The 24,903-nt window shown below is 45.2% G+C and carries 22 protein-coding genes; 13 read left to right on the top strand and 9 right to left on the bottom strand.

Features of this window, described 5'->3' with window-relative positions:
- Positions 1–422: 422 nt before the first annotated feature.
- From petA to ABL924_RS05170, 3 genes are read left to right on the top strand one after another with little or no spacing between them, the layout of a single operon-like run.
- A complete protein-coding gene (petA, locus tag ABL924_RS05180) occupies positions 423–1,022 on the top strand; it encodes a ubiquinol-cytochrome c reductase iron-sulfur subunit (protein WP_349026007.1) in 600 nt (199 codons plus the stop codon).
- The gene (locus tag ABL924_RS05175) at positions 1,019–2,437 is read left to right on the top strand and encodes a cytochrome bc complex cytochrome b subunit (protein WP_349026006.1); all 1,419 of its coding nucleotides are present in this window, start codon (positions 1,019–1,021) and stop codon (positions 2,435–2,437) included. Before petA ends, ABL924_RS05175 begins: the two co-directional genes overlap by 4 nt.
- Position 2,438: 1 nt before the next feature.
- A complete protein-coding gene (locus ABL924_RS05170; RefSeq protein ID WP_349026005.1) occupies positions 2,439–3,164 on the top strand; it encodes a cytochrome c1 in 726 nt (241 codons plus the stop codon).
- Here the strand turns inward: ABL924_RS05170 and ABL924_RS05165 are convergent.
- Complete coding sequence (locus ABL924_RS05165) at positions 3,161–3,310, bottom strand: hypothetical protein (protein ID WP_349026004.1); 150 nt, start codon at positions 3,308–3,310, stop codon at positions 3,161–3,163. The two genes, ABL924_RS05170 and ABL924_RS05165, sit on opposite strands and share 4 nt — an antisense overlap.
- A gap of 23 nt (positions 3,311–3,333) precedes the next feature.
- On the opposite strand from ABL924_RS05165, the gene ABL924_RS05160 reads away from it, so the two are divergent.
- On the top strand, positions 3,334–3,939 hold the full coding sequence (locus ABL924_RS05160) for a glutathione S-transferase N-terminal domain-containing protein (RefSeq protein WP_349026003.1): 606 nt from the start codon (positions 3,334–3,336) through the stop codon (positions 3,937–3,939).
- Complete coding sequence (locus ABL924_RS05155) at positions 3,936–4,313, top strand: ClpXP protease specificity-enhancing factor (protein ID WP_349026002.1); 378 nt, start codon at positions 3,936–3,938, stop codon at positions 4,311–4,313. Before ABL924_RS05160 ends, ABL924_RS05155 begins: the two co-directional genes overlap by 4 nt.
- 162 nt (positions 4,314–4,475) lie before the next feature.
- Here ABL924_RS05155 and ABL924_RS05150 read toward each other — a convergent pair whose 3' ends face one another.
- From ABL924_RS05150 to glgC, 4 genes are all read right to left on the bottom strand, one after another.
- Complete coding sequence (locus ABL924_RS05150; protein ID WP_349026001.1) at positions 4,476–5,462, bottom strand: malate dehydrogenase; 987 nt, start codon at positions 5,460–5,462, stop codon at positions 4,476–4,478.
- A gap of 155 nt (positions 5,463–5,617) precedes the next feature.
- Positions 5,618–7,096: a 4-alpha-glucanotransferase gene (gene malQ / locus ABL924_RS05145; protein ID WP_349026000.1), complete on the bottom strand. Its 1,479-nt coding sequence runs from the start codon at positions 7,094–7,096 to the stop codon at positions 5,618–5,620.
- A gap of 28 nt (positions 7,097–7,124) precedes the next feature.
- Positions 7,125–8,813 (bottom strand): glycoside hydrolase family 57 protein, encoded by a 1,689-nt coding sequence (locus ABL924_RS05140; RefSeq protein WP_349025999.1) that lies wholly within the window; start codon positions 8,811–8,813, stop codon positions 7,125–7,127.
- Positions 8,814–8,833: 20 nt separating this feature from the next.
- A complete protein-coding gene (gene glgC / locus ABL924_RS05135; RefSeq protein WP_349025998.1) occupies positions 8,834–10,093 on the bottom strand; it encodes a glucose-1-phosphate adenylyltransferase in 1,260 nt (419 codons plus the stop codon).
- 90 nt (positions 10,094–10,183) lie between these two features.
- Here glgC and glgB point away from each other — a divergent pair, with 90 nt between their 5' ends.
- From glgB to ABL924_RS05120, 3 genes are all read left to right on the top strand, one after another.
- The gene (gene glgB / locus ABL924_RS05130; protein WP_349025997.1) at positions 10,184–12,358 is read left to right on the top strand and encodes a 1,4-alpha-glucan branching protein GlgB; all 2,175 of its coding nucleotides are present in this window, start codon (positions 10,184–10,186) and stop codon (positions 12,356–12,358) included.
- A gap of 86 nt (positions 12,359–12,444) precedes the next feature.
- Positions 12,445–13,878, top strand: a complete 1,434-nt coding sequence (gene glgA / locus ABL924_RS05125) for a glycogen synthase GlgA (protein ID WP_349025996.1) — start codon at positions 12,445–12,447, stop codon at positions 13,876–13,878.
- 41 nt (positions 13,879–13,919) lie between these two features.
- Positions 13,920–14,732, top strand: coding sequence for a secretin N-terminal domain-containing protein (locus tag ABL924_RS05120; RefSeq protein WP_349025995.1), 813 nt, complete (start codon positions 13,920–13,922; stop codon positions 14,730–14,732).
- Between the two features lie 414 nt (positions 14,733–15,146).
- On the opposite strand, the gene ABL924_RS05115 is transcribed toward ABL924_RS05120, so the two are convergent.
- On the bottom strand, positions 15,147–15,329 hold the full coding sequence (locus ABL924_RS05115) for a hypothetical protein (protein ID WP_349025994.1): 183 nt from the start codon (positions 15,327–15,329) through the stop codon (positions 15,147–15,149).
- Positions 15,330–16,239: 910 nt separating this feature from the next.
- On the opposite strand from ABL924_RS05115, the gene ABL924_RS05110 reads away from it, so the two are divergent.
- Positions 16,240–17,004, top strand: coding sequence for a complement resistance protein TraT (locus ABL924_RS05110; protein ID WP_349025993.1), 765 nt, complete (start codon positions 16,240–16,242; stop codon positions 17,002–17,004).
- Between the two features lie 469 nt (positions 17,005–17,473).
- Here the strand turns inward: ABL924_RS05110 and ABL924_RS05105 are convergent, their stop codons facing one another.
- Positions 17,474–19,297, bottom strand: a complete 1,824-nt coding sequence (locus tag ABL924_RS05105) for a hypothetical protein (RefSeq protein WP_349025992.1) — start codon at positions 19,295–19,297, stop codon at positions 17,474–17,476.
- 12 nt (positions 19,298–19,309) lie between these two features.
- On the bottom strand, positions 19,310–19,789 hold the full coding sequence (locus tag ABL924_RS05100) for a putative lipoprotein (protein WP_349025991.1): 480 nt from the start codon (positions 19,787–19,789) through the stop codon (positions 19,310–19,312).
- 392 nt (positions 19,790–20,181) lie between these two features.
- On the opposite strand from ABL924_RS05100, the gene ABL924_RS05095 reads away from it, so the two are divergent.
- The 3 genes from ABL924_RS05095 to ABL924_RS05085 all read left to right on the top strand — a co-directional run bounded on the left by ABL924_RS05095 (position 20,182) and on the right by ABL924_RS05085 (position 22,159).
- The gene (locus ABL924_RS05095) at positions 20,182–20,745 is read left to right on the top strand and encodes an SRPBCC family protein (protein WP_349025990.1); all 564 of its coding nucleotides are present in this window, start codon (positions 20,182–20,184) and stop codon (positions 20,743–20,745) included.
- A gap of 28 nt (positions 20,746–20,773) precedes the next feature.
- Positions 20,774–21,736: a beta-propeller fold lactonase family protein gene (locus ABL924_RS05090; protein ID WP_349025989.1), complete on the top strand. Its 963-nt coding sequence runs from the start codon at positions 20,774–20,776 to the stop codon at positions 21,734–21,736.
- A gap of 132 nt (positions 21,737–21,868) precedes the next feature.
- Entirely contained in the window at positions 21,869–22,159 is a 291-nt protein-coding gene (locus ABL924_RS05085; RefSeq protein WP_349025988.1) for a hypothetical protein, read from the top strand.
- A gap of 589 nt (positions 22,160–22,748) precedes the next feature.
- Here the strand turns inward: ABL924_RS05085 and ABL924_RS05080 are convergent.
- Positions 22,749–23,039 (bottom strand): hypothetical protein, encoded by a 291-nt coding sequence (locus ABL924_RS05080; RefSeq protein WP_349025987.1) that lies wholly within the window; start codon positions 23,037–23,039, stop codon positions 22,749–22,751.
- Between the two features lie 532 nt (positions 23,040–23,571).
- On the opposite strand from ABL924_RS05080, the gene ABL924_RS05075 reads away from it, so the two are divergent.
- The gene (locus ABL924_RS05075) at positions 23,572–24,219 is read left to right on the top strand and encodes a pilin (protein WP_349025986.1); all 648 of its coding nucleotides are present in this window, start codon (positions 23,572–23,574) and stop codon (positions 24,217–24,219) included.
- Positions 24,220–24,903: the final 684 nt, after the last annotated feature.

The raw sequence follows: 24,903 nt of genomic DNA, 5'->3' as shown, positions 1-24,903 counted from the left end.
CTGTCACTCACGTTTTACCGACGGTGACGTTTTTGAACCACGTCGAAACCCAACGAACGGGGCAACATGCCCCGTCTGGCTCAAGCCTTTTCCCTGTATTAATTCTCCTCACCCCAACCCTCCCCAACAGGAGAACGCGTTTACTTCCTTAACTTGACAGCATTGCGTGCAAACTCTGTAACTAGTTATTAGAAGTATTGACCCCGATCAAGGTCTGAGACCGTCGGAAGACCACAACACTCAGGCAAGTTTAGCCCGAATGGTTTCAAACTTTATCGAGCTAAATCAATAAAGATGCCTGGCAAGTTTCCCCGCGCATTTATTAATTCAACCCAGCACTTCAAATCCACTAGCTTCTAGTGGTATATTGCAACTGTGAACAATGTGCATAGCACGAAGTAATAATAATTGGGAGTTACACAATGAATAATGAAGGCGTCGATGAGTCTAAACGCCAGTTTTTAACGTCGGCCTTAACCGTCGTTGGCGCTGTCGGCACAGGCTATTTAGCCGTCCCTTTTCTTGCACAAATGCAACCCAGTGTTAAAGCGATGGCTGCTGGCGCGCCGGTGGAAGTCGACCTAAGCAAAATGGAATCTGGGCAATTGATTAGGGTTGCTTGGCGGGGCAAACCGGTTTGGATTCTCAATAGAACCAAAGCCGTACTTGAAACTTTAAAAACGCTGGAAGACCAGCTTAGTGATCCGCATTCCCGCGATTCTATTCAACCAACAACCAGCAAGAACTCCTTTCGGGCCATCAAACCTGAGATTTTTGTTGCCGTAGGCTTATGTACCCATTTTGGTTGCTCACCGACATTTCGCCCGGAAATAGCCCCAAATGACCTTGGCGCTGAATGGAAAGGCGGGTTTTTCTGCCCTTGTCATGGCTCCCGATTTGATTTGGCTGGTCGTGTTTATCGTGGAGTACCAGCTCCAACCAATCTTGAAATACCGCCACATCACTATATTAAAGACACGCTGCTCGTCATCGGTGAAACTACAGAGGGAAAAGCCGCATGAAAACCAATCGTATCACTGAATGCAGTAACTGGGTTTTAGCGCGCTTCCCGCTATCCAAGCTCTGGAATGAACACATGGCGCATTACTACGCGCCTAAAAACTTTAATTTCTGGTATTTTTTTGGCTCTTTAGCTTTGCTGGTTTTGGTCAATCAGTTTGTCACTGGCATTTTGCTAACCATGAATTACAAACCGGACGCGAAGCTGGCTTTCGATTCGGTCGAGTACATCATGCGCGATGTGAATTGGGGCTGGCTGGTTAGGTATATGCACTCAACGGGTGCGTCGGCTTTCTTTATCGTCGTTTACTTGCACATGTTCAGGGGGCTTATTTACGGTTCATATAAACAACCACGTGAGTTGATCTGGATTTTCGGGATGCTGCTTTTCCTGGCGTTGATGGCCGAAGCGTTCATGGGCTATTTGTTACCCTGGGGCCAGATGTCCTACTGGGGCGCACAAGTTATCATTTCATTATTCAGCGCTATACCGTTCGTTGGTGATGATTTATCACTGTGGATACGTGGCGATTATGTGGTTTCAGACGCAACGTTGAATCGATTTTTCGCTTTCCACGTCATTGCCGTGCCGTTGGTTTTGGTGATGCTGGTTTTTCTGCATATTGTTGCGCTGCACGAAGTTGGCTCCAATAATCCGGATGGTATAGAAATCAAGAAAACCAAAGATGCGAATGGCATCCCGCTGGACGGCATTCCTTTCCACCCTTACTACACCGTCAAAGACCTTGTAGGCGTGGGGGTGTTTTTGATTTTCTTCGCAACCATTATTTTTTACCTGCCTGAAGTGGGCGGTTTTTTCCTTGAGTCAGACAATTTTATTCCAGCCGACCCACTAAGAACACCTGAACATATTGCCCCGCTTTGGTATTTCACCCCGTTTTATGCGATTCTTAGGGCGATACCGGATAAATTTGCCGGTGTAATCGCCATGTTTGGTTCCATCGCGGTGTTGTTTATATTGCCGTGGCTAGATCGCAGCCCTATCAAATCGGTACGTTACCGAGGTGGCATCTTTAAAAAAGCGCTATTCGTCCTTGTGGTCAGCTTTGTCGCTTTGGGATATCTGGGAACGCAACCGGTAACTCCGACTGGAACCATTTTTTCACGCATATTTACTTTGGGCTACTTTGGTTTCTTCCTATTGATGCCGATTTATAGCCGTTGGGAAAAAACGAAGCCCTTGCCGACACGGTTAACAGAACAGCCAGCACTGGAAGATCACCTGCCTGCCCTGAAAGAAGCGTTCGAAGAAATGACTGTGCTAAAGCCTGCTACTAATCCGAACGACACGAAGTCTTATTATGGCTCGACACTGTCAAGAAGAAGACCTAATCCAAAGGGAATTCTCAGAGTTATGGGCCGAGTGGCAAAAAAAATAAAAGCGAGCTTCGATTAATATGAAAAATATTTTTATTACTATCTTATTATTGGCATTATCTTTTGGTGTTGTTGCCGAAGAAACCGCCCACCTCCAGCACGCAAACATTGACCCTACGGACAATGAATCCTTGCAACGTGGAGCTAAACATTTTGTGACGTATTGTCTGGGTTGTCATTCCATTAAACACATTCGTTATCAGCGAATGTCCCTGGATTTCGGTATTGACGATAAAAAAGTGTTGTCAGAGATTGCCCCTCAAGGCGCGACTATCTATAAACAAATGCACACGGCGATGAATGCCCATGATTCGGAAAAATGGTTCGGTATCCAACCACCGGATTTGTCGCTGGCTGCTCGTTCCCGTAGCGCAGACTGGATATATAGCTACTTAAAAAGTTTTTACACAGACCCTAAAAAACCATTAGGAACCAACAATTTAGTATTCAAAGATGTTGGTATGCCCAATGTATTTTGGCAACTGCAAGGCGAACAAAAAGCTTTATTCAAAACTGGCGATAGCGGCCAAGAAGAAGTAGAACAACTGGTCGTTGATGTGCCCGGCACTTTATCAGAACAAGAATTTGATACGATGATCAACGATCTAGTAAATTTTCTGGTATATGTCGGAGAACCGATAAAGCTGGAAAGGGAACGTATGGGCAAATATGTGTTATTTTTTCTGGGCATGTTTCTGGTAATAGCCTATTTGCTCAAAAAAGAATATTGGAAAGACGTACACTAACGCCAGTCAAGGAACAAGGATGTTCCGATTGCCAGTGCCTTAATCGCCGTATCCATTAAGGAAACCGCAGCAAACTTCTCTTCCATGCTATAATGCCGCCATTTTAACCGCCCCGCTCGCTTACAAGAGGTTGTTATTTGTGGCAAATATTTTTTCCCGTAGATCCGTCATGACGCTTTTCTCCACCCCCACTTGCCCAATGAGCCATTCTGCCCGTTTCGTTTTGCACGAGAAGGCTATTGTCGCTGAAATTGAATATTACGATCCGAACGACCCGCCAGAGGAGCTGCTAGAACTTAATCCCACAGGTGTATCGCCAACCTTAGTTGAACGGGATCTGGTACTTTACGACTCGCGCATTATTATGGAATATCTGGATGAGCGCTTCCCGCATCCACCTCTACATCAAATGGATCCGGTGTCACGAGCCAATGCCCGAATGATAATCAAGCGCATTGACCAAGATTGGTATCCGTTATTGGATGAGATATTGGTGTCGGGCGATAAAAAATCTGGACGGGCAAAAAAACAGCTTAAGGAAAGTTTACTCGCCGCAGCGCCTATTTTTGCCGATAGGCCATTTTTTATGAATGAAGAATTCTCCCTGATAGATTGTGTGATTGCGCCCTTATTATGGCGTTTACCTTCTGTTGGTATTGATGTCAGCACACCGAATGATGCTATCGTTAATTATGCCAAGCGCATTTTTAGTAGGTCCGCTTTCAAGAGCAGCCTTAGTGAAGATGAAAAAGAGATGGCTGAGCTTCCGAAATGACCCCGCTCAAGCCTTATTTGATTCGTTCCGTCTACGCGTGGATTGTTGACAATGACTTAACACCCCACCTTCTGGTCAATGCGGAAACCAACAAAGGAAATTTGCCGACAAGCTATATCGAAGACGGCAAGATCATTCTGAACATGCGCCCTCAAGCAATAGACGCGCTTTCCCTTGGCAATGAATTCATCGAGTTCAACGCCAAGTTTAGCGGAAAACCGATGCAAATAGCCGCGTCTGTGAACGCAGTTATGGCAATTTACGCCAAGGAAAACGGTAAGGGTTTGGTTTTCGACCAGGAAAACAACGACGATGGTGCGCCCCCACCGGAGCAACTAACGCCCAATAAGCCGACTTTGCGAGTGGTTAAGTAAAAATTGATTCTTGCCTTGAAGTAATACCAATCCCAATAAGTTGTTATTTGAACCCCCTCATCCTAACCTTCTCCCACTGGAGAAGGGATAACATGTGAACTTATTGGGATTGGTATAGTTTAATGATTACTCAATGCGTTAAGGCCGGAAAAATAAGGACGGTCAAAGCAAATGCTTTACAACCTCCCTTTCTTCCCTTTCTTCCCTTAATTCTGCTTCTGTTGCTTGCATTTTTCGTAGGCTGAATTCATTGATGTCCAAACCTTTTACAATAGAGATTTCGCCGTTTGCTACCGTTACGGGAAACGAGTATACCAAGCCTTCTGCAATACCGTAACTGCCGTCAGAAGGGATGCCCATGCTGACCCAGCTACCTTCAGTTGTACCTAAAGCCCAATCCCGCATCTGGTCTACCGCCGCATTTGCAGCCGATGCGGCACTGGATTGCCCACGGGCATTGATAACTTCCGTACCTCTCTGTTGCACTTTGGGGATGAAGTCATTTTTAAACCAGTCGTAATCGACTAATGATAAGGCATTCAAGCCTTTAACTTCAGCATGATGAATGTCAGGGTATTGGGTGGCTGAATGGTTGCCCCAAATAATCACATTTTTGACATCTTTTGAAAGTACGCCGCATTTTTCGGCTAATTGGCTTAAAGCGCGGTTATGGTCTAGCCTGCTCATGGCGGAGAAATTTTCCGGTTTTAAATCAGGTGCATTCCGCAGTGCAATAAGCGCATTGGTGTTAGCGGGATTGCCTGTTACCAGTACTTTAACATTCCTATTTGCCACTTCATTGAGTGCTTTGCCTTGTGCTGCAAATATCTCGGCATTAACAGTCAACAAGTCTTTACGTTCCATACCTGCACCTCTTGGACGTGCGCCCACCAAAAAGGCATAATCGACTTTTTTAAATGCCTTGTAAGGGTCATCGGTTATTTCAACACGATGCAGCAAGGGATTCGCGCAATCACTTAATTCCATGACGACACCTTCCAAAGCTTTCAATGCAGGGGTAATTTCCAGCAAATGCAGGATAATGGGCTGGTCAGGGCCTAATAACGCGCCGGCTGCCAGCCTAAACAGCAAGGAATAGCTAATATTGCCTGCTGCACCTGTTACCGCTATGTGCACGGGTGTTTTCATGGTTATCCTTGTGTTGTTTTATGGCGATAGCAGGAGTTTAACCAGCATCACCCCATCCAGCAATAGCTAATTGAGTAATAGGCGTGAATTAGAGGTTGTATTGGCTGAATATCAAAAAACTTAGGCGGCAAGCAGATATATTCACAAGACCAAAATCACACTTGTCGATTAAACAATCTAATAAGATGTTTTAGCCTATCTGACCGCTCGGGCGTTACCTGATCCCAGTGAAAACGCCACGTCCAATTGCCTGTGGTCGTTCCCGGCGTATTCATCCGGTGTTTTGAGCCCAGTTCCAGAATATCCTGCATCGGGATAACGGCAAGATTGGCGACAGAACCCAAGGCGGCATGGATCAAGGCACAATGTATTGAAGTCTGTGGGTTACCCAGGTAATCGTAAATTTTGTCTTGCTCCTCAGTAGTGAGGTTTTCCGACCAGCCTAATGTCGTATCGTTGTCGTGGGTTCCGGTATATGCAACACAATTGGTGACATAGTTGCTAGGCAGATAAGGATTATCAGAGCCATCACCAAAGGCAAATTGCAGGATTTTCATGCCCGGTAGATTAAATTCATCCCTAAGTTCCTCGACTTCTGGCGTAATAATGCCCAAGTCTTCCGCTACTAAGGCAATATCTCCTAACGCTGTGTTGATCGCACTTAGCAAGGCTTTTCCCGGTGCTTTTACCCATTGCCCATTGATGGCGGTTTCCTCGTAAGCAGGTATTTCCCAAGCGGCTTCCAGGCCGCGGAAATGGTCGATACGCAAAATATCAAACAATTCCACTTGGGTTTGCAAGCGATCAATCCACCAATGAAAGCTGGTTTTCTGTAAATAATGCCAGTTAAAATGCGGATTGCCCCAGCGTTGTCCGGTTGCAGAAAAATAGTCGGGCGGAACGCCAGCAACAACTAGCATTTCGCCGTTGTCATCCAGCTTGAACACGTCGCGGTTAGCCCACACATCGGCACTATCGTAAGATACAAAAATAGGAATGTCGCCGAACAGCAGTACGCCCTGCTGCCCAGCATAGGCTTTTAGCTCTAACCATTGCCGGAAAAATACATATTGCTGGAATTTGATACAGTCGATAGGTGTTTTTAATCGTCGCCGGGCTTCCTGTAAGGCTTTTACTTCGCGATTCTTAAAATGCTCAGGCCACTGATTCCAACATTGCTGTTTAAATTCCTCCCGCAATGCCATGAACAGGGCAAAATCATCCAGCCAAAACGCCTTTGCCTGACAAAAATCGGCAAAATCTTTTTTATGTCCTGCATCGGTACGTTCCACAAAGCCATGAAATGCCTTGGTCAGCAGATAGCTTTTGGGATAATAGAAAGCAGATTTTGATTCCGTAGCAAGTTCAGCCAACCTCAGCCAGCCTTGCTTACATAACCAATCAACGCTGATTAATTCGGGATTACCCGCATGGGCGGACAGGCATTGATAGGGTGAGAGGTCTGCGTGGGTGATGCCTAAAGGCAGCGTCTGCCAGACGGTGACACCGGTATCATGCAGAAACCTAACGAAATGATAAGCTTCCTGCCCCAAATCACCCGTTGCACTTGAGCCAGGGAGTGAGGTAATATGCAGAAGGATGCCTGCACGCCGTTCTTTTAAAATAGCAGACATCCTTAAATTCCTTGGTTATTCTGAGGGGTTATTCTTTTGTCCCGTGACGCATTGCGCCACCCATTGCAGGCGCACCAAAACCTTGGGTAAAAGATAACGCCAGATAAGCGGGTGGATCCTCTCCTAATAAGCGGTATAAATTAGCCAAATTCAAGCGGAATTGCTTTTCAAAATTACTGACGGCTTCGCCAGGATTGTAATCGCCAAACCACCAAAACCAGTCAGAACCTTCGCAAACCGCCAATTGAATCTCGGCTTTCTTGATCTGCTTATCGGTCAGTCGGTTCGCCGAAATGGCTTTATCGAAAGCCAACTTTACGTCGCCTAACATATCCCAGCCGCAGTTTTTATCGGTATCACCTATCCAAGTTGAAAATGTCCCATAGACCCAACTGCCTGCGACTAGTCGATTCAAAGGCTTAATTTCCACTTTATTTTTCAGGCATTCAGAAAAAGTCGTGAGTTCGATTGCGGGATGCAATGCTAAGCGTTTATACAAGGTGCTCAGAAAATAATAGCCATTATCAGGAAAATATTCCCAGGCATTTTCACCATCCATAATAATAGAAACCACCGAGCCTTCCTGTTCATTGGCGGCAATCGTCTCCAGGTGCTTAATCAAATCACCAACGGCATCATCCGCATGCCACTTTGAGTATTCAAAGCCAATCAAGTCGGACAGTCCGTCATCCCTGAAAAAGCACGGAATACTGGTTTTTTTTAGCTTAAAGGGATGATGTAAGCTTACTGGTTTTTCGTTTTCGGGTAAATTCAGGCTGTTATGCAGTACAGAGCCGCCACTGGCAGTCCATTTAAACCCGAAATCTCCGAGTATCTTTAAGGTTTTGTCACTGATGCTACCCTCTGATGGCCAGCAGCCTTGGGGACTAAACCCAAAAAACCGTTTAAAGGTATGTACGCCTTTTTCAAGATGCCACTGAATTCTTTCTTCGCCACCTGGATAGGCTCTCAAATCCGGTAATGGTGCAGTCGGCATGGCTTCATGGGTAGAATTCAAGTCCAGCAGCAGTGGCATGATGGGATGGGCGTAAGGGGTTACCGAAAGCTCAATTTGGCCTTTTTTAGCTAACGCTTTGTATCGACAAATCACCGTTGACAGTTGTTCACCAATTATTTCCAGTATTTCGATCCGGTCATGCAGGGTGTAGTTACTGCCTTTTTCAATGAGGTATTTTACGCGGTTATCCGTTAATTTTATGGTTTCTCCCATCCAGGCAAGATGATACCAAGCGAGAATGTCACAGATAAATTGGGAATTCACATAGTCCAGGGAATCGTAATTTTTTTCCAGCCACTCAGCCATTGCGGCCAGTTTCTTATAGGCAGGATAACGGTTGACTTGGCGCTCTTGATTTGCCCGCAAGCAATCTTTCACCAGTTTCATACGGTCTTCTGGCGAAGTTGGTATGCTGGGATCAACCAATGCTGCCAGCAAAGGATCGGTGATGGCGATGCGGTCATGCAAATAGCCACTAACCTGTTTGGCGTATTCTTCTATTTGCTCCAGCAAAATCGGCGCAAAATTGACCACTGCTTTCGCATTAGGTACGGCTTCCAGATGCGCCGCCATATCCACATAATCTTTAATAACATGCAGATATGTCCACGGCAGCTTGAATGTGCCGGTGTGCAGATCACGGTATTCGGGCTGGTGCATGTGCCAGCATAAGACTAATTTCAATTTATTTTTTTCCATGTTCTTTATTTAACGGCTCTTTATCTGACGTAGCGCAATTTTTGACCAAGCATGTCCGGTGTTACCAAAATTACCCCATTTGGGCTGATGTAATATTTTTTTTCATCTTCTGCCCGGTTTTCACCTATCACCGTGCCTTCGGGAACTTCGCAGCCTTTTTCTATAATTGCCTTGGTTATACGGCAATGACGGCCTATCGTGGTATCAGGCAGCACAATACTATCCTGCACGGTCGAAAAAGAGTTCACCCTGACATTTGAAAATAACAGGGAGTGGCGCACTTTCGCTCCCGAAATCACACACCCCCCTGACACCATCGAATCGATAGCCACGCCGCGCCGGTCATCGTCATCAAACACGAATTTGGCGGGTGGCGTTTGTTCCTGGTAAGTCCAGATCGGCCAAGTTTTATCATACAAGTTCAATTCAGGATTAACGCCAATCAATTCCATATTGGCAGCCCAGTAGCCATCAATAGTACCTACATCCCGCCAATAACTTTGTCCACCCGTTTGCAAATCCAGAAACGGGTAAGCATTCACCAAATATTTATCGATAACCGATGGGATAATGTCTTTGCCGAAATCACGGCTGGAGCCTTTGGTATCAGCATCTTTAATTAACTGTTCGTACAGAAAATCAGCATTAAAAATATAAATCCCCATGGAAGCTAGGGCAGTATCCACTCGCCCTGGCATGACTGGTGGGTTGGCCGGTTTTTCCACAAAAGCCCTGACCCTGCGGTTATCATCGACATCCATCACGCCAAAAGCAGTCGCTTCTTTTAGCGAAACCTCTATGCAACCTATTGTTAAGTCTGCATTTTTTTTAACATGGTCGGCAAGCATAGCACCATAATCCATTTTGTAAATATGATCACCAGCTAACACAAGGATGTGTTTGGGATGCCGCGTTCTCAGGATGTCAATATTCTGAAAGACTGCATCAGCCGTGCCTTTGTACCAAGAATCTTCATCATGCCGTTGTTGGGCGGGGAACAGCTCAACGTACTCACCGAATTCTCCGCGCAAAAACCCCCAGCCCTGCTGTATATGAAGTATTAAGGAGTGCGCCTTATATTGAGTTAAAATACCTATCTTGCGGATACCTGAATTCATGCAGTTGGACAACGGAAAATCGATAATCCGAAACTTTCCACCGAACGGCACAGCCGGTTTGGCTCGCCAATCGGTCATATTCATCAAGCGTGCTCCACGGCCACCCGCTAAAATGAGTGCAATGGTATTTCTGGTTAAGTGACTGACGTGACGTTCTGACATAGTTTATCTCCAGGTTGAATAGACGCAGAGTAAGTGTTTTTTTGGTAACATGGGTTCAAAATGATTCTACTACATTGAGGCGAATATAAGGTGAAAAAACCAGCGATAAATTTACTGGATGCGGAATCTGTAAAAATTTCCGAAGCTAGGCATCATGATCCTTTTGTAGTTTTAGGTAGACACCTAAAAAACAATGAAAACCATATTAAGGTTTATTTGCCTTATGCAGAGACTGTTGAACTCAGCCATAATCATCTGGTACTTCAACGCATTACGGGGTCGGATTTTTTTGAGTGCAATGCGGGTGTGAAACCCTTACCTCAGCATTACCAGTTATCTTGGACAGATAAAAGCGGTAATACCCACTTAGATTACGATCCTTACGATTTTCCGGTGCAGTTGCCGGAATTTGACCAACATCTTTTTGGTGAAGGTAAGCATTGGCATGTTTATCAAAAACTGGGCGGACATCTCCATAATGCAGATGACATCGACGGGGTTTTGTTCACGGTTTGGGCACCCAGTGCTGGGAGGGTTAGCGTGGTGGGCGATTTCAACCACTGGGATGGCCGTTGCCACCCCATGCGTAGCCTGGGCGGAGGTGGGCTTTGGGAATTGTTTATCCCAGGACTAACAACAGGCTGTCTCTATAAATTTGAAATACTAAACCGCTTTAGCAACGAAGTGCTATTGAAAACCGATCCTTATGGTCAGCAGTTTGAATTTCGCCCCAATACTTCATCCATTGTTGTTGATGAAAATAGTTACGAATGGTTTGACCACCAGTGGCTTAAGGAACGTACCGACAGTAATTGGTTACACATGGCCATGTCCATCTACGAAGTCCATCTGGGTTCATGGCGGCGTGATAAGCTAGGCAATTTCATCAACTACCGCGATCTGGCAGACCAATTGGTCGAGTACGTAAAGCAACTGGGCTTCACCCATATTGAACTGCTGCCCATTACCGAGCATCCGCTTGATGCCTCCTGGGGTTATCAAACCACGGGATATTTTGCGCCAACCAGCCGTTTTGGTTCGCCCGACGATTTCCGCTATTTTGTCGATACTTTTCATCAGAACAACATAGGCGTGATCCTGGATTGGGTACCGGCACATTTCCCCAAAGATGCCTTCGGCCTGGCTCGTTTTGATGGCAGTGCCTTATACGAACACGAAGACCCCCGCAAAGGCGAACACCGCGACTGGGGGACGTTAATCTACAATTATGGTCGTAACGAAGTCAAAAACTTCTTATTGGCAAGTGCGGTTTTTTGGCTGGAAGAATTCCATCTCGATGGCTTACGCGTCGATGCCGTCGCGTCCATGCTGTATTTGGATTATTCACGAGAAGCAGGGGATTGGATTCCTAACCGTTATGGCGGACGGGAGAATCTGGAAGCCATCGATTTTCTAAGGGAATTGAATGCCGTCACCCATGACCAGCACCCTGGAACTGTCATTATGGCGGAGGAATCCACATCCTGGCCGCAAGTAACACGTCCAACCTGGACTGGCGGACTGGGTTTTTCAATGAAGTGGAATATGGGCTGGATGCACGATGTGCTGTCTTACATGAGCCAGGAATCCGTACATCGTAAGTATCATCATGACCAGCTCACGTTCGGTATGCTATATGCTTTCACGGAAAATTTCACCTTACCTTTTTCGCATGATGAGGTCGTCCACGGCAAAGGTTCTCTGCTAAATAAAATGCCTGGTGATGAATGGCAACGGTTTGCGAATTTGCGCTTGCTATACACCTTTATGTTTACCTATCCGGGAAAAAAACTGCTATTCATGGGCTGTGAATTTGGTCAAGGTACCGAATGGAATTTCAACAAGGCACTTGACTGGTACGTGCTGGATTATCCGCATCACCAAGGCATACAAACGCTGGTAAAGGATTTGAATCGCCTATATAAAGCCCATACAGCACTTCATTACTATGATTTTGATCACCATGGTTTTGAATGGATTGATTGCCATGACGTGCAGCAATCCATCATCAGTTATCGCCGTAAAAGCGAGCAGGAAGATTTATGTATCGTGCTTAATTTCACCCCCGTAGCCAGAGAGAGTTATCGTATAGGCGTACCTAACGCTGGGATTTACACGGAGATTTTCAATTCCGATTCTAAATATTATGATGGCAGTAATGTTGGCAATGGCGCGGTGCTATCAGAGCCAGTTCCCTGGATGAACCAGGAAAATTCGATTTGTTTATCTTTACCGCCTTTGGGGGCAGTCATCCTGAAACCCTAAACATTGAATATCCCAAGACTGACATGGGCTGAAGATTTTCTACCAGAAACGAGATAGATGGAAGTGATCACTAAGAATCATAAAATATGAAAAAAATATTATTTGTTACCAGCGAAGTGCACCCCCTGATAAAAACGGGGGGGCTTGCCGATGTTTCGGGCAGTCTGCCAAAAGCTCTGGCTGAATTAGGGCAAGACGTGCGCTTGATACTACCGAATTATCAAGCTATAAAGACCGATAAGGACTTACGGTTTTTGTGTTCGTTGCGCGTCGATAACCGTGAAGTCAATCTCCTTGAAACGCAAATGCCGGACAGTCAGGTTATCGTCTGGTTGGTCGATTTTCCTGAATTCTATAATCGTCCGGGCAATCCGTATTTAAATGAACTAGGGGAACCTTGGCCTGACAATGCTGACCGCTTCGCGCTGTTTTGCCGCATTGTCGTTGAAGTGGCGATGGACAGAGCTGGACTGGACTGGCAACCCGATATAGTCCATTGTAATGATTGGCAAAGTGGCTTGGTGCCTGCCTTTTTATCGCTTGAGACAACTAAACCAGCCAGCGTGTTCACTATCCACAATATGGCCTATCAAGGTTTATTCCCTGCTGAAAGCATTCAGGGATTAAACTTACCTGGCCAGTTGTGGAATCCAGAAGGGTTGGAATTTCATAATATGCTGTCCTTTATCAAAGGTGGATTGATTTATGCAGACCATATCACAACGGTCAGTCCAACTTACGCACTGGAAATTCAGACACCCACGTTTGGTTATGGTTTAGAGGGGCTGCTTGAACATAGAAAGGATTATCTGAGCGGCATTATCAACGGTATTGATACAGATCTTTGGAATCCTGAAACTGATCCCTTAATTACCCAACATTACAGTGCCGCATCTCTACCCAAAAAACAATACAATAAGTCCGAATTGCAGCGTAGATTTTCTTTGCAAGTTAACGACCATATTCCTTTGTTTGGATTAATCGGGCGGTTGGTGGAACAAAAAGGCATTGACCTAATTATAGACTGCCTACCCGATTTGATGTCTATGCCCCTGCAGCTTGTGTTGTTAGGCGCGGGTGATAAAATTTTTGAGCAGCGCTTACAGAATCTGGCGCATATTTATCCTGATAAGTTGGCGGTCACCTTGGGGTATGATGAATCCTTGGCGCATTTGATAGAAGCGGGTTCAGATGTTTTCCTCATGCCGTCGCGGTTCGAGCCGTGCGGACTAAACCAGATGTACAGCCAACGTTACGGCACATTGCCGATTGTCAGAAAAACAGGTGGGTTAGCTGATACGGTTGTAGATGCCCTTCCAGAAACTATTGCTAACAAAACGGCCACAGGGTTTGTCTTTAACGAAGCCAGTTCCAGTTCGCTGTTGGAAACTGTCAAACGGGCCATGATCCTTTATGCCGACCAAAAGAGCTGGGTGAAAATCCAGACCAATGCTATGCACAAAGATTTTTCCTGGCGGCACAGCGCGGAACAGTATTTGATGCTTTATAGGAGTTTATAACTCAAACTGGTGCCATTTGCTGCAATGATTGGAGATGTACTTTGAAAAAAGAAGTATTGGTGTTGTTATTTTTACTTGTTATGGCTCCATCCATAGCATTAGCGGAATTCATCGTCGAAGTCATTTCCGTCAACAATCGACCCGCATCTGAAATCCAGCCCCTACTCATGCCTTTGCTGGAAAACACCGACCAGATCGTCGCTAATGGTGATACGCTGATCGTAAAGACCACACCTGAACGCTTGCAAACCATCACCAACCTTATCCGCAAGCTGGATAATCCGGTGAATAACCTGTTGATTACCGTTATCCAAAGCAGGAATACCACTGCCGAACAACTTAATGCCGGCATCGGTTTCGACATCAATATACCACTGCATAATCCCAGTAATCCCAGAGGGCGTGTGGAGGGTTATTACAATCAATCCCAAGGCCAGAATAATCGCCAAAACACCCAAACTATAAGGACGATGGATGGCGTGCCAGCCCATATTAAGGCAGGTAACGTGGTTCCGATAACCAGTTATCAAACTTATCGCGACGGTTATGGCAATCCTTATGAGAACCGATCAACCCAATTGGTTGAAGCTACGACTGGCTTTGAAGTTACCCCAAGGTTAGTGGGCAAAGAAGTTCTTCTGGACGTGTCCCCCTGGTCGGATAATATCAATGCCCAAGGGCAATTCCAGACCCAGGAGGCTAATACCTCTATCAGGGTAAATCTGGGCGAATGGGTGGATTTAGGGGGCGTTGATGAAAGCGGGCAACGCGACAACAACTCAACGTTTGGCTATAACCGCCAGTCAGGGCAAAACAATCTACACATTCTAGTGAAAGTCGATGTAGTAAATTAGCTACAGGGCTAAGATTTCCCCCCAAACTGCGTAACTGCTGCGATTAAATTCACTTATAAAGTACGTAAAGGTTAATTCGCAAACTACTTCACGCCGCCAAGAAAGCAGGATCGTCTGCGGTTCATCGGCCTTCCCAACAATACGGCAGGCATTCAGCAGTATCCCCCTGTGTCAGAATAGTTGTCGCCTCAAATTTTTAGATATATTTAAATTTGAGATTAGCGATGAAGAAATATACAAGGGATTCTGAGAGCTTTTAAAGAGCAAGCCCTTGCAAAAGTTTACTGCCGAGAAAATGAGCAAACGCTTCATAGCATTGCGAACGACTTGAGCATCAGCTTCAAAGACTCTAAAAAATGAATGAACAAAACCGAATTGGACAGCCCCTCAGGCCCAAACCGAAACGCCCCACCATCAGGCGGATGGGCTTGGATGGCCTGTCCTGGCCTTAGCTGTAGTCTTGGCAAAGACACGATCCAATTCCGACCAGGGGACAACCTGTGCCAAGCGCAGCAGCGGGTCACGGAGATCGAGTTGCAGTAACAGGTCGATGCCCAAAAAGTTGGTCTGGTGGCCTGTGCTTGAGGGCGTTAACATGTTTTGATCCTTTCGACCGGAAAACAGTGGGCTATTTTAGCATTTCCGGTCGATTAGTTGGGCATTATTTTTATAAAAATTTATATTATTCAATGGGATGAGGTGTTTTTCAGGGTCGACTAAGTAGTTATACCTATTGAATAAATTGGCTAACTTGATTTATGATATACCATTGAAAGATAGCTTAAGCGTTAATTTGGCATTAACGCGTTAGATTGGGTCAAATAAAAATAAAAGTGACTTTTTTAATGAATAACTGCTTTGCGACTTACAAACAGAGATGAATATTCTGGTTTAGGCAAAGTAAATTTAATCGTCAAAACAAGGATATTCAGAATCTTGGACGATGGATAAATGCGTTGGCTATGAATACATTTAAACCATGTGACCTCTAAGCCAAAAATTTTTTAAAATCAAATCTGGAGACAGCATCATGAAGCTTGACAAGAATTTTATATACGCAGGTATGTCAGTCATTTGCATAATCCTTAGTAGCGTTTCTTTTGCTGGCGACGACTATCAAGCTGAGATGCAAAATAGACTAAATCAGGAGGTGCTTTCGAAGTCATTTAACGTCCAAGACGATGCCACTTTGACTAAATCCGATAATGAAGCAACAGAAAGAGGTAAACCTACCAAGTCGAAAACTCAAGATAGCTACTACCGATACCGTTATAACGGATTTTACTATCCACATCCTTATTCGTACTACGGATACTCCAGATACTGGTATTGAGAAGAAATAACTTGAAAAACTGCTTTCTTCGGGAGCAGACATAACTGAATTTAAAGACCTAACAAGTAAAGTCATGCCTCTATGGTAATTAGAAGCTATAATATTAAATTACTTAGTTTTTTCTTAAAATTTTAGTAATCAACTCTGTTTTACATAACAACAATTGGGGGATTAATGATTATCTTGGGGTTTAAAAAAATTCTGGCACTTTTGTCAGTCCTTGCTTTTCTGATGGTTCTAGGTGGTTGTGCTGCCGTTCACACGTCAATTGCTAAAAAGGATTTGGACGTACAAACGAAAATGAGCGATACCGTCTTTCTGGATCCCGTAGGCCCAGATAAAAGAACCATTTATGTGGATATCCGAAATACCTCTGATAAATCCAATTTTGACATACATGCCTCAATAGTCCGTAACCTTCAAGCGAAAGGGTACACTGTGACCAGCGATCCTGACAGAGCCCATTACTGGTTACGAGCCAATGTTTTGAGTGTCGATAAGGCCAGCCCAACTGCCGCTGAAAATGCGCTCCATGCCGGTTATGGCGGTGCTGTCACAGGTGCGGCGGTAGGCGCGGCAACCGGAGCCGCATTAGGTGGCTGGGGCGGCGCAGGTATCGGTGGATTGGCTGGGGCGGCTGCTTTCGGTATCGCTGAAACTGTTGCTGATGCTTATGTCAAAGACATCACCTATATGGCAATTACTGACATTGAAATTGCAGAGAAAGCAAAGAAAGGGGTCATAGTCCGACAAGACAGCAAGCAAGATGCCAAACAAGGCATAGGTGGTGGCAGGTCACAAACATCATCGGAAATATCAGACAAAAAACAATATCGTGTGCGCGTAGTCAGCACCGCCAATAAAGTCAATTTAGAATACCCAGAAGCTGCACCCCTATTGACCGAAGGCCTAACTCGTTCAATTTCTGGTGTCTTTTGATTTAAGGGAATCTCTAATAATACCTTCTCCCTCTGGGCATAGGTATCTAAACAAGTATCTGCCCCTTCTTCCTCGAGGGAGAAGGATGGGATGAGGGGGATATAAAAAATTGATTCTAAAAAGCCTTCATCTCAACCTTACTCCCGAAGGGACAAGGTGTTTTTTGAATTTTCAGACGTTATCTTAAGATTACAAATGTGATGGTGGGATGCTGCTAAAGCAACTCACCATCGTTTTGCCTACATCTATCTGCCTGATTAGCAAGATGCTTCAACTAAAAAGAACCGATCCCCTCTCCCTTCGGGAGAGGGCTAGGGTGAGGGGGTTCAATAAGGCTTTTTGCTTTTTAGATCCCCTCATCCCAACCTTCTCCCGAAGGGAGAAGGGGTTGCCCAGCGTTTGGCTGAAGCATCTTGCTAATCAGGTATATCTATGGGTGTCAGCTAGCATACTTGCCTCCATACCAGCACTAATGCTCTATGGGATAAGGGTAACTGCCCTTCCTTATATTAAAAAAGGCCAACTCTGGCAGACTCGTTAAAACTCCTCTGGCGCCAATTTTTATTTCCTTGCCATTGTCAAACGGCCAACTTAATAAGCCAAGAACACTTTGGCTAGTTGCTGCCAAGGTATTGATTGCACCAAACAACGGCCTAAGCAAAACCGCATCATCGGTAAAAAACACAAACCAGGCATCGTCTGGGTTATGGTTGTATAAACTTGAACTGAATACATTGGATTCACGGGCATACACCCAACTATCGACTTCCCTATCATACATCTTAGTCAATTCTTGTTTTCGATAAGCGGGTACTTCCCTGGTTTTGACGACGTTATATGTCTCTCGTACCGAACCGAATGCTTGAAAAGGGATGAAATTTAATTTGGGGTCAATAAATCCGCCCAATATTTGCTTTGATTGTCCATACACCGCCTCATTGATGAGTTCAAACAGGGCTGTGACACAATTCTTAGTCAGCAAGTGATAAGCGTTGCGGTCACTATCCTCTTTGATTAGGCGGTCAGATGCTATTTCCTGAAGACGTAGAGCCTGTTCTAACTGTCCAGCGGATAAGCCAGTCAACAAAAATCGCGTTAAGGGAAGCGGGGCTTCCGGTAGGGCTTGTTCGCTTTGATAACGTAATTCGCTTGTTTTTTCGCTTATTAGCCACTGTTGGTAACGGTTTGCCATTATTTCCAGATTAACGTAGCGTCGCTCATAATAACTTGGCGCATCAGATAAGTCTGAGGCCGCTTTGTGCAAGCGTTGTAAATCTCCGAGACGTTGTTTTAGCAATTGTTCAGCATAAAGCGCTAATTGCTCGTCAGGAATAGGAATGGCTTTTTCGTCGGTATCATCCAAAAATGTCCATTGCCGAGTTTGTATGGATTGCTCAATAACAATCAATCGCGCCAATGTCACAAACAGGGCATAACCCCAATCAGGTCGCTTTGAAACCATCAAGGATTGAACTGACCGCAATAAATCTTGCTGAAACGCTCGTGCTTGTTTGATTTCGGCATCATTCAACCTCATTTCAGGGAGAGGGACTTGGAAACACGCGTTACTTGTCAGGGCTTGGGCTTTCTGCAAAGTCTGTAAGGCCAGCAGATCGTTCAGAGTATCGGTGTAATGTTCGGAAAAAGAATAGCTGGCATTATTTTCGGCAGGAGAAAGACGACTAAGCTCTTGACTTAAAGATGTTATTTTTTGTGACAGAAAATTTTTACCGTAGCTGTTCTCAAGTTGCTGCCTCACCTTGGCGTTAATTTCTGCACTTGAGTTTGTCGTATCACATTCTACAGTTGGCTTTTTTATCGCCCCCGAAGCGCTATCGCTATAGAACAAACCTGCACCTCGTAACAGTAGCGAAGTTTCAGATGCAGACAAGGAAGTGACTGGCTTTCCCGTTTTCCATTGCAATAAAGCCTGCAACAGGGTTTGATCGTGTTGTAACGCTTGTAACTGCTTTAGTTTTTGACGTTGCTCAAAAAAGCGCACGTTAAAATGATTGCTTATGTCGTCATAAGCCGTATCGGACACCTCAATATCTGCAATGTGCAGGCTGCGGTTTTGTAACAGTTGATAATTAACGCGAAAAGCGTCGACATTGTGCTTAAACAGGCGAATCAGCGCATTTTGGTATTGATAATGATAGACATCATCGCCTAATTGGACGGCAACATGACCGCCACTGGAATTACCTTCGCTCGCTTCTATGTAGATAAATTGAAAGACTTTGGCATGTGTGCTGCTAGCAAACAGCAACAAGCCCAATAAAACAGCTTTCACACTGGATTCGTCTTAGTTCTCGTAACCTTCTTGAATATCATCCATCTTGCTCCTATCGTTATCGGCAAATTTCTTTTTGTAAACTTGGTACTGAGAACCTGAAACCTTGGCCCTTTTTAAGCCCTTGCCGATGCCACGATAGGTTTTTGGATTCGCCTCCCAATCCACGATACCGTTCTGAGAAGCGACATCGCTAATGCCTTTCATAAAACTGTTTTGGTCGGTATGGCTGGAATTAGTACGCAAATACGTCACGGTGAAGTCCTTGACCTCATTTTCATATCGGCTATCTTTACTATCCGTCGAAGAATTTGCATCATTTTTGCTGGACGTTGAAGAATTTGAGATGCTTTCCGAACTTTTGGCAATCGAACCGCCACTATCTGAAATAGAGCCAGCACTATCAGATATGGAGCAACCGTTTAGCGCAAACACTGTACTTACCCCCAAAACTACGAAACATAATGTTCTTTTGTAACCTAAAGCAACCATATACCTCTCCAAAATATACAAAAAACCGAATAACAAAAACGTTAAACCCAACCAGCCCTAGAATTGGCTATCCTCAATATAGACTTGTTCACCCTTATATTTAAGGTAACCTCTATAAATACAAAAAGCTCCTTCTCCCTCTGGGAGAAGGTTGGGATGAGGGATTTAAAATCAAGCATTTACAACCATCACCCTAGCCCTCTCCCAAAAGGAGAGGGTATTTTTAGAAATTACCTTAAGTGAACATCGTACCAGTTTATTGTCAGGGTTAGAAACCTATTAACCCCGACAATAAACTCTGATAGTTTACGATAATTAAAACTCTAGCTTGCATCGCAAGACCCTCATATTATAATCGTTGTGTTTTTCACGACCCCTTTAAGGAAAATAATATGAAGAAGTCTTACCTGTGTATACCATTTTTACCCTTCTTGTTCGTGGCGGCTGCCCAAGCGCATGGCCCTGTCCGCCAAAAAGTGGAAGAACAAATTACCATTAACGCACCTGCCCAAAAGGTGTGGGGCATCATCAAGGACTATGGCGACATGTCTTGGTTGCCTGCGATTAAGAATACCACCGTTAACGGCGGCAATACCGAAGGCGCAACCCGTGTATTGACCTTACAAGACGGCGGTACGATTACTGAAGAACTCAAAAAGTATGATGAAGGCAAAATGTCTTACGCTTACAAAATCACTGAAATGAGCACCGCAAAAACCATTACCCATGCCGGTGCTGAAGAAAAAGTACCTGTTCTGCCAGTGGACAACTATGCCGCCAGTATAGACCTGGAAGCAAAAGGCGAAACCACAGTAGTTACTTGGAAGGCGGGCTTTTACCGTGCCTATGTCAATAACAACCCACCACCAGAAATGAATGAAGAAGTTGCTAATACTGCGGTAAAAGGCATTTTTAAAGCAGGGCTGGAAAATTTAAAGTCTTTGGCTGAGAAGTAAAGTTACCTCAGCAAATCAGGCCAACAAGGTGCTAAAACCAAAATACCTTACAGTAGCCTTCGCGTTGCTTACTGCTGTTTTGGTCACGCCGCTTGCGGCAGCGCCTTTTGCCTACATCAGCAATCAATTGGACGATAGCGTATCTGTTATTGATACGCTATCGGGAAAGGTGGTTGACACGATTGCCGTTAAAGGCAAACCCGCTGGGGTTGCCGCATCGCCAGATGGCCATAAGGTCTACATCAGTACGCCCGAAGCCAATGGTTTTGCTGTGATAGATACGATACAGCACAAAGTTATTGCCACAGTCAACGTTAGCGAAGGCTCATTAGGCATAGCCGTTAGCCCAGATAGCAAGCACATTTATGTTGCGGACTGGTATAACAATACCGTCTCGGTTATTGATGCTGATAGCTTGAAGATAACTGGTGCGATTCCAGTTGGACAATCGCCTTCCGGCCTGATGGTTAGCCCCAATAATCACTGGCTATATGTCGCCAACCGTATTGACAATTCCGTATCCAAGGTTGATACCCAAAAGAGGGTCGTCGTAAAAACAATGCAGGTTGGCGAACATCCCTTTGGGCTTACGCTCGATACCCGTGGTGATCGTCTTTATGTCGCCAATGTAAAAAGCGATGATGTCACCGTTATTGAAACAGCGACGATGAAAGCCATAGCCACCGTAAAAGTCAATATGTTGCCTTATGCAACGGCCTTGGCACTTAACGATAGCCGCTTGTTCGTGACCAACCAAGATGATGGCTCGGTGTCGGTTATCGACACGGAAACGTTAAAAGAAATAGCTTTGATTCCCGTCGGCGAAAAACCCGAAGGCATCAGCACCCACCCCGATGATCGGTATGTCTATGTAGCCAATTGGTTTGACAGCAATGTTTCCGTCATAGATTCCAAAAATTTAAAAGTCGTCAACACCATTAAAACAGGCGAAGGCAGCCGTGGTTTTGGGCAGTTTTTTAGCAAAAAATAGCGTTCCTTCTCCCTATCTACACAAGCCCTAAGCTCCTTCTCCAGAAGGAGAAGGTTGGGATGAGGGGGATTTTTATTCCCTCTCCCGCAAGGAGAGGGCTTTTAACAATACTCAAACACATCAGGCAAAACAATGGCAGAAACAGTAGACGACTTAACCATCAATTATGAAGATGGCGGCATTCAAACAGTTAAGGAACTGGACAAAAAAGTGCTGACTAAAGGTGCTTGGGCTACGTTAATGTTCCGGTATCAAGACTGGAACAATGCCAAAGGTGAATACGGCCCCGATAAATACACTATCCGCCGTTATCAAAAACAGAATGGCGAATACCGACAAAAATCCAAGTTCAACATTTCCAGCAAAGACCAAGCCAAGAGCATCATCGAGGCTTTGACGGATTGGGTTGGGGATGAAGCCTAAGTAATACCAATCCCAATAAGTTCACATATTATCCCTTCTCCAGTGGGAGAAGGGGCTGCCCTGCGTTTGCCTGAAGCATCTTGCTTATCAGGTGTTATAACAATCCCAATAAGTTCTCATTGTTACCTTCTCCAAAGGGAGAAGGCTAGGATGAGGGGATTTATATAACAACTTTTTGGGATTGGTATAACACTCCTGGCAACACGATTAGCGCCCCAACATTCTACGCATGCTTAACCGAATTAATCTCCTCAATCTACCGATCAACAGAACACTGCTTTTGCCATTCTTGTCGGTCTTCCACATAATTCCGTAACCTTTACTGAATTGCTGCATTTATCGTTCCCATGCTCTGGTGTCACTGCCATTAAGTTAAGGAATATGGAGTCAAAAAACATGTTTTTTGATTCCTTCTAAACAGTGAATGCCGACGCGCAAACCTAGGTTTGCACTCCAAGTTAACGATGCCTCAACGCTTAACTTAATGGCAGTGCTGCGCTACTCGCTTTTTTTTACATCTAACCACGTATCGTAAGCAAGATACGCCAAAAAGCCCACAAAACCAATCATCATCACAGCAAGTAAAATGCTATTCATTTTCCAAATCCTCCAATAACCGTTTTATTTGTTTGTAACTCCACAGCGCAAAAACCAAACTACAAAAAAAGCCCAATGCACATAGCAGCAATATCCAGAAACTAACCGTCAAATAATGCTCTGCCGCCCATCCAACTAATGCCAAAATCACCGCCAGCGCAGCAAAAAACATTTTTTCATGAAATGAGATTTCGGCCTTAATCCGTTCTATTCTTGGCATTTTCTCAATGACACCATCCATACGACAAGGTTCATTATACCACGCGCCAACACGTAACAGCATTGCTTGCACCCCGCCCGAATGCTAACAACTCAACAACTGACAAAAATTATGCTTGTTCCCCAGCCCTCGGCTACGCTCGTTCCCAAGCTCCGGCTTGGGAAGGCTATTTGCGCTCGTTCCCAAGCTCCGGCTTGGGAACGCTATTTTTGGAAGCTCTTGCTTCCTTCATTAATACTTGAAGCTGGAGCTTCTGAGATTTGGATTCCCAAGCTGGAGCTTGGGAACTAGCATAAAGAAAAACTCAACAACTGACAAAAATTGTCACATAGCGACAGGATCAGCAGACAGCTTTGGCTAGCCAACGCACAGCCCAACGTCTGTGGCTTCGTTGTGTTGGGCTTCCTCGCGTCAGCCCAACCTACGCATGACTAATTTTTTTATTAAAAAACAATATTTTATGAGTTTTTAACTTATCTTTACACTATTTTTTTAAGGTCTTAAAAAAACTTGGCACACTACCTGCTTTAGTTATTGCGTAGCACCAGTGGCACACAGATTTTTACTCACTCTTCACTAACAAAGGAAACATAAAATGAAACAACAAATGCAAAAACTCCAACAAGGTTTTACCTTGATCGAACTGATGATCGTGGTCGCCATTATCGGTATCTTGGCGGCGGTGGCTTTACCGGCTTATCAAGATTACACCGTCCGTGCCCGTATCACAGAAGGTTTGGGCATGGCGGACAGTGCAAAGCTTATGCTTGCTTCTGAGGTTAGTGCGCCACCAGATCTTATAAGAGTTGTGACCACCTGGAATGCGCAAGCCGCTGCTACGGGCGCGAACAGTAAATATGTCCAAACCATTTGTATGAACGCAAGAGGTGCCCCAGCCTGTGCAGCGCCTGCTGCTGGTGTTGCCCCATCGGGTACAATATTTATCAACTACAATGCAAACTCCGTTGGTTTGGGTGCTGATAACGCAAACGATACAATACAGTTAGTTCCTTACATCCGTGGCGCGAATGTTGCCGCTGTCGCAGTAGTTGACAGAATGGATGTTCAAGTAGGCAATGGTATATCTGGCACCCTTGACTGGGGCTGTAGGTCTGAAACTGCTACCACTGAAATTGCACGTTTTGGCGCTGCCTCCCCTGTTCCTTCGGCTACTCCACCACTTGCTATGGCTGCTGCTGAGTTCCCTGTCTTAGCCCGCTTCGTACCTGCTGAGTGCCGTTAATCGCCAAGCGCTAAACTGACCGGGGGATGCCATTTACCATCCTCCGGCCCAGGCAACAAACCTAACCCCCGCCAGGTTCTTCCCGCCGGGGGTTTTTATTTCCAAGCAGATGTATATTACCGCGTCTTATTTGAAATGAGTTGAGGTTGGTTTTAGTTTTTATTCTCCCTCATCCTAGCCTTCTCCCGCTGGGAGAAGGGACTTACTCCCTGCTTAATGGACGACTGCCTAGCTGCAACCATCCTAGGAGGGTAGCTCCCTCTCCCTGCGGGAGAGGGTTGGGGTGAGGGGAATTAAATTAAGCAAAATGCTTATTTATACCCTCATCCTAGCCTTCTCCCTCAAAGGAGAAGGGACTTACTCCCTGCTTAATGGACGATTGCCTAGCGGTAAGCATCCTAGGAGCGTATCTCCCTCTCCCTGCGGGAGAGGGTTGGGGTGAGGGGAATTAAATTAAGCAAAATGCTTATTTATACCCTCATCCTAGCCTTCTCCCTCAAGGGAGAAGGGACTTACTCCCTGCTTAATGGACGACTGCCTAGCGGTAAGCATCCTAGGAGCGTATCTCCCTCTCCCTCAGGGAGTGGGTTGGGGTGAGGGGTGTTAAATAACGCAAAATGCTTATTTATACACCCTCATCCTAGCCTTCTCCCTCAAGGGAGAAGGGACTTACTCCCTGCTTAA

It is taken from the genome of Methyloglobulus sp., from assembly GCF_040079455.1.
Classification (GTDB): Bacteria; Pseudomonadota; Gammaproteobacteria; order Methylococcales; family Methylomonadaceae; genus Methyloglobulus.
The sequence above is the reverse complement of the archived record's forward strand: the minus strand, read 5'-3'. Positions and strand labels throughout refer to the sequence as shown.

Bases quoted from the DNA above. Each gene is read 5' to 3' on its own strand.
- ABL924_RS05170 (WP_349026005.1), top strand. From the start codon at position 2,439: ATGAAAAATATTTTTATTACTATCTTATTATTGGCATTATCTTTTGGT.
- ABL924_RS05080 (WP_349025987.1), bottom strand. From the start codon at position 23,039: ATGCTGTTACGTGTTGGCGCGTGGTATAATGAACCTTGTCGTATGGAT.
- glgA (WP_349025996.1), top strand. From the start codon at position 12,445: ATGAAAAAAATATTATTTGTTACCAGCGAAGTGCACCCCCTGATAAAA.
- ABL924_RS05115 (WP_349025994.1), bottom strand. From the start codon at position 15,329: ATGTTAACGCCCTCAAGCACAGGCCACCAGACCAACTTTTTGGGCATC.
- ABL924_RS05175 (WP_349026006.1), top strand. From the start codon at position 1,019: ATGAAAACCAATCGTATCACTGAATGCAGTAACTGGGTTTTAGCGCGC.
- ABL924_RS05140 (WP_349025999.1), bottom strand. From the start codon at position 8,813: ATGGAAAAAAATAAATTGAAATTAGTCTTATGCTGGCACATGCACCAG.
- ABL924_RS05155 (WP_349026002.1), top strand. From the start codon at position 3,936: ATGACCCCGCTCAAGCCTTATTTGATTCGTTCCGTCTACGCGTGGATT.
- ABL924_RS05100 (WP_349025991.1), bottom strand. From the start codon at position 19,789: ATGGTTGCTTTAGGTTACAAAAGAACATTATGTTTCGTAGTTTTGGGG.
- glgC (WP_349025998.1), bottom strand. From the start codon at position 10,093: ATGTCAGAACGTCACGTCAGTCACTTAACCAGAAATACCATTGCACTC.
- ABL924_RS05075 (WP_349025986.1), top strand. From the start codon at position 23,572: ATGAAACAACAAATGCAAAAACTCCAACAAGGTTTTACCTTGATCGAA.
- ABL924_RS05150 (WP_349026001.1), bottom strand. From the start codon at position 5,462: ATGAAAACACCCGTGCACATAGCGGTAACAGGTGCAGCAGGCAATATT.
- malQ (WP_349026000.1), bottom strand. From the start codon at position 7,096: ATGTCTGCTATTTTAAAAGAACGGCGTGCAGGCATCCTTCTGCATATT.
- ABL924_RS05160 (WP_349026003.1), top strand. From the start codon at position 3,334: ATGACGCTTTTCTCCACCCCCACTTGCCCAATGAGCCATTCTGCCCGT.
- petA (WP_349026007.1), top strand. From the start codon at position 423: ATGAATAATGAAGGCGTCGATGAGTCTAAACGCCAGTTTTTAACGTCG.
- ABL924_RS05085 (WP_349025988.1), top strand. From the start codon at position 21,869: ATGGCAGAAACAGTAGACGACTTAACCATCAATTATGAAGATGGCGGC.
- ABL924_RS05110 (WP_349025993.1), top strand. From the start codon at position 16,240: ATGATTATCTTGGGGTTTAAAAAAATTCTGGCACTTTTGTCAGTCCTT.
- ABL924_RS05095 (WP_349025990.1), top strand. From the start codon at position 20,182: ATGAAGAAGTCTTACCTGTGTATACCATTTTTACCCTTCTTGTTCGTG.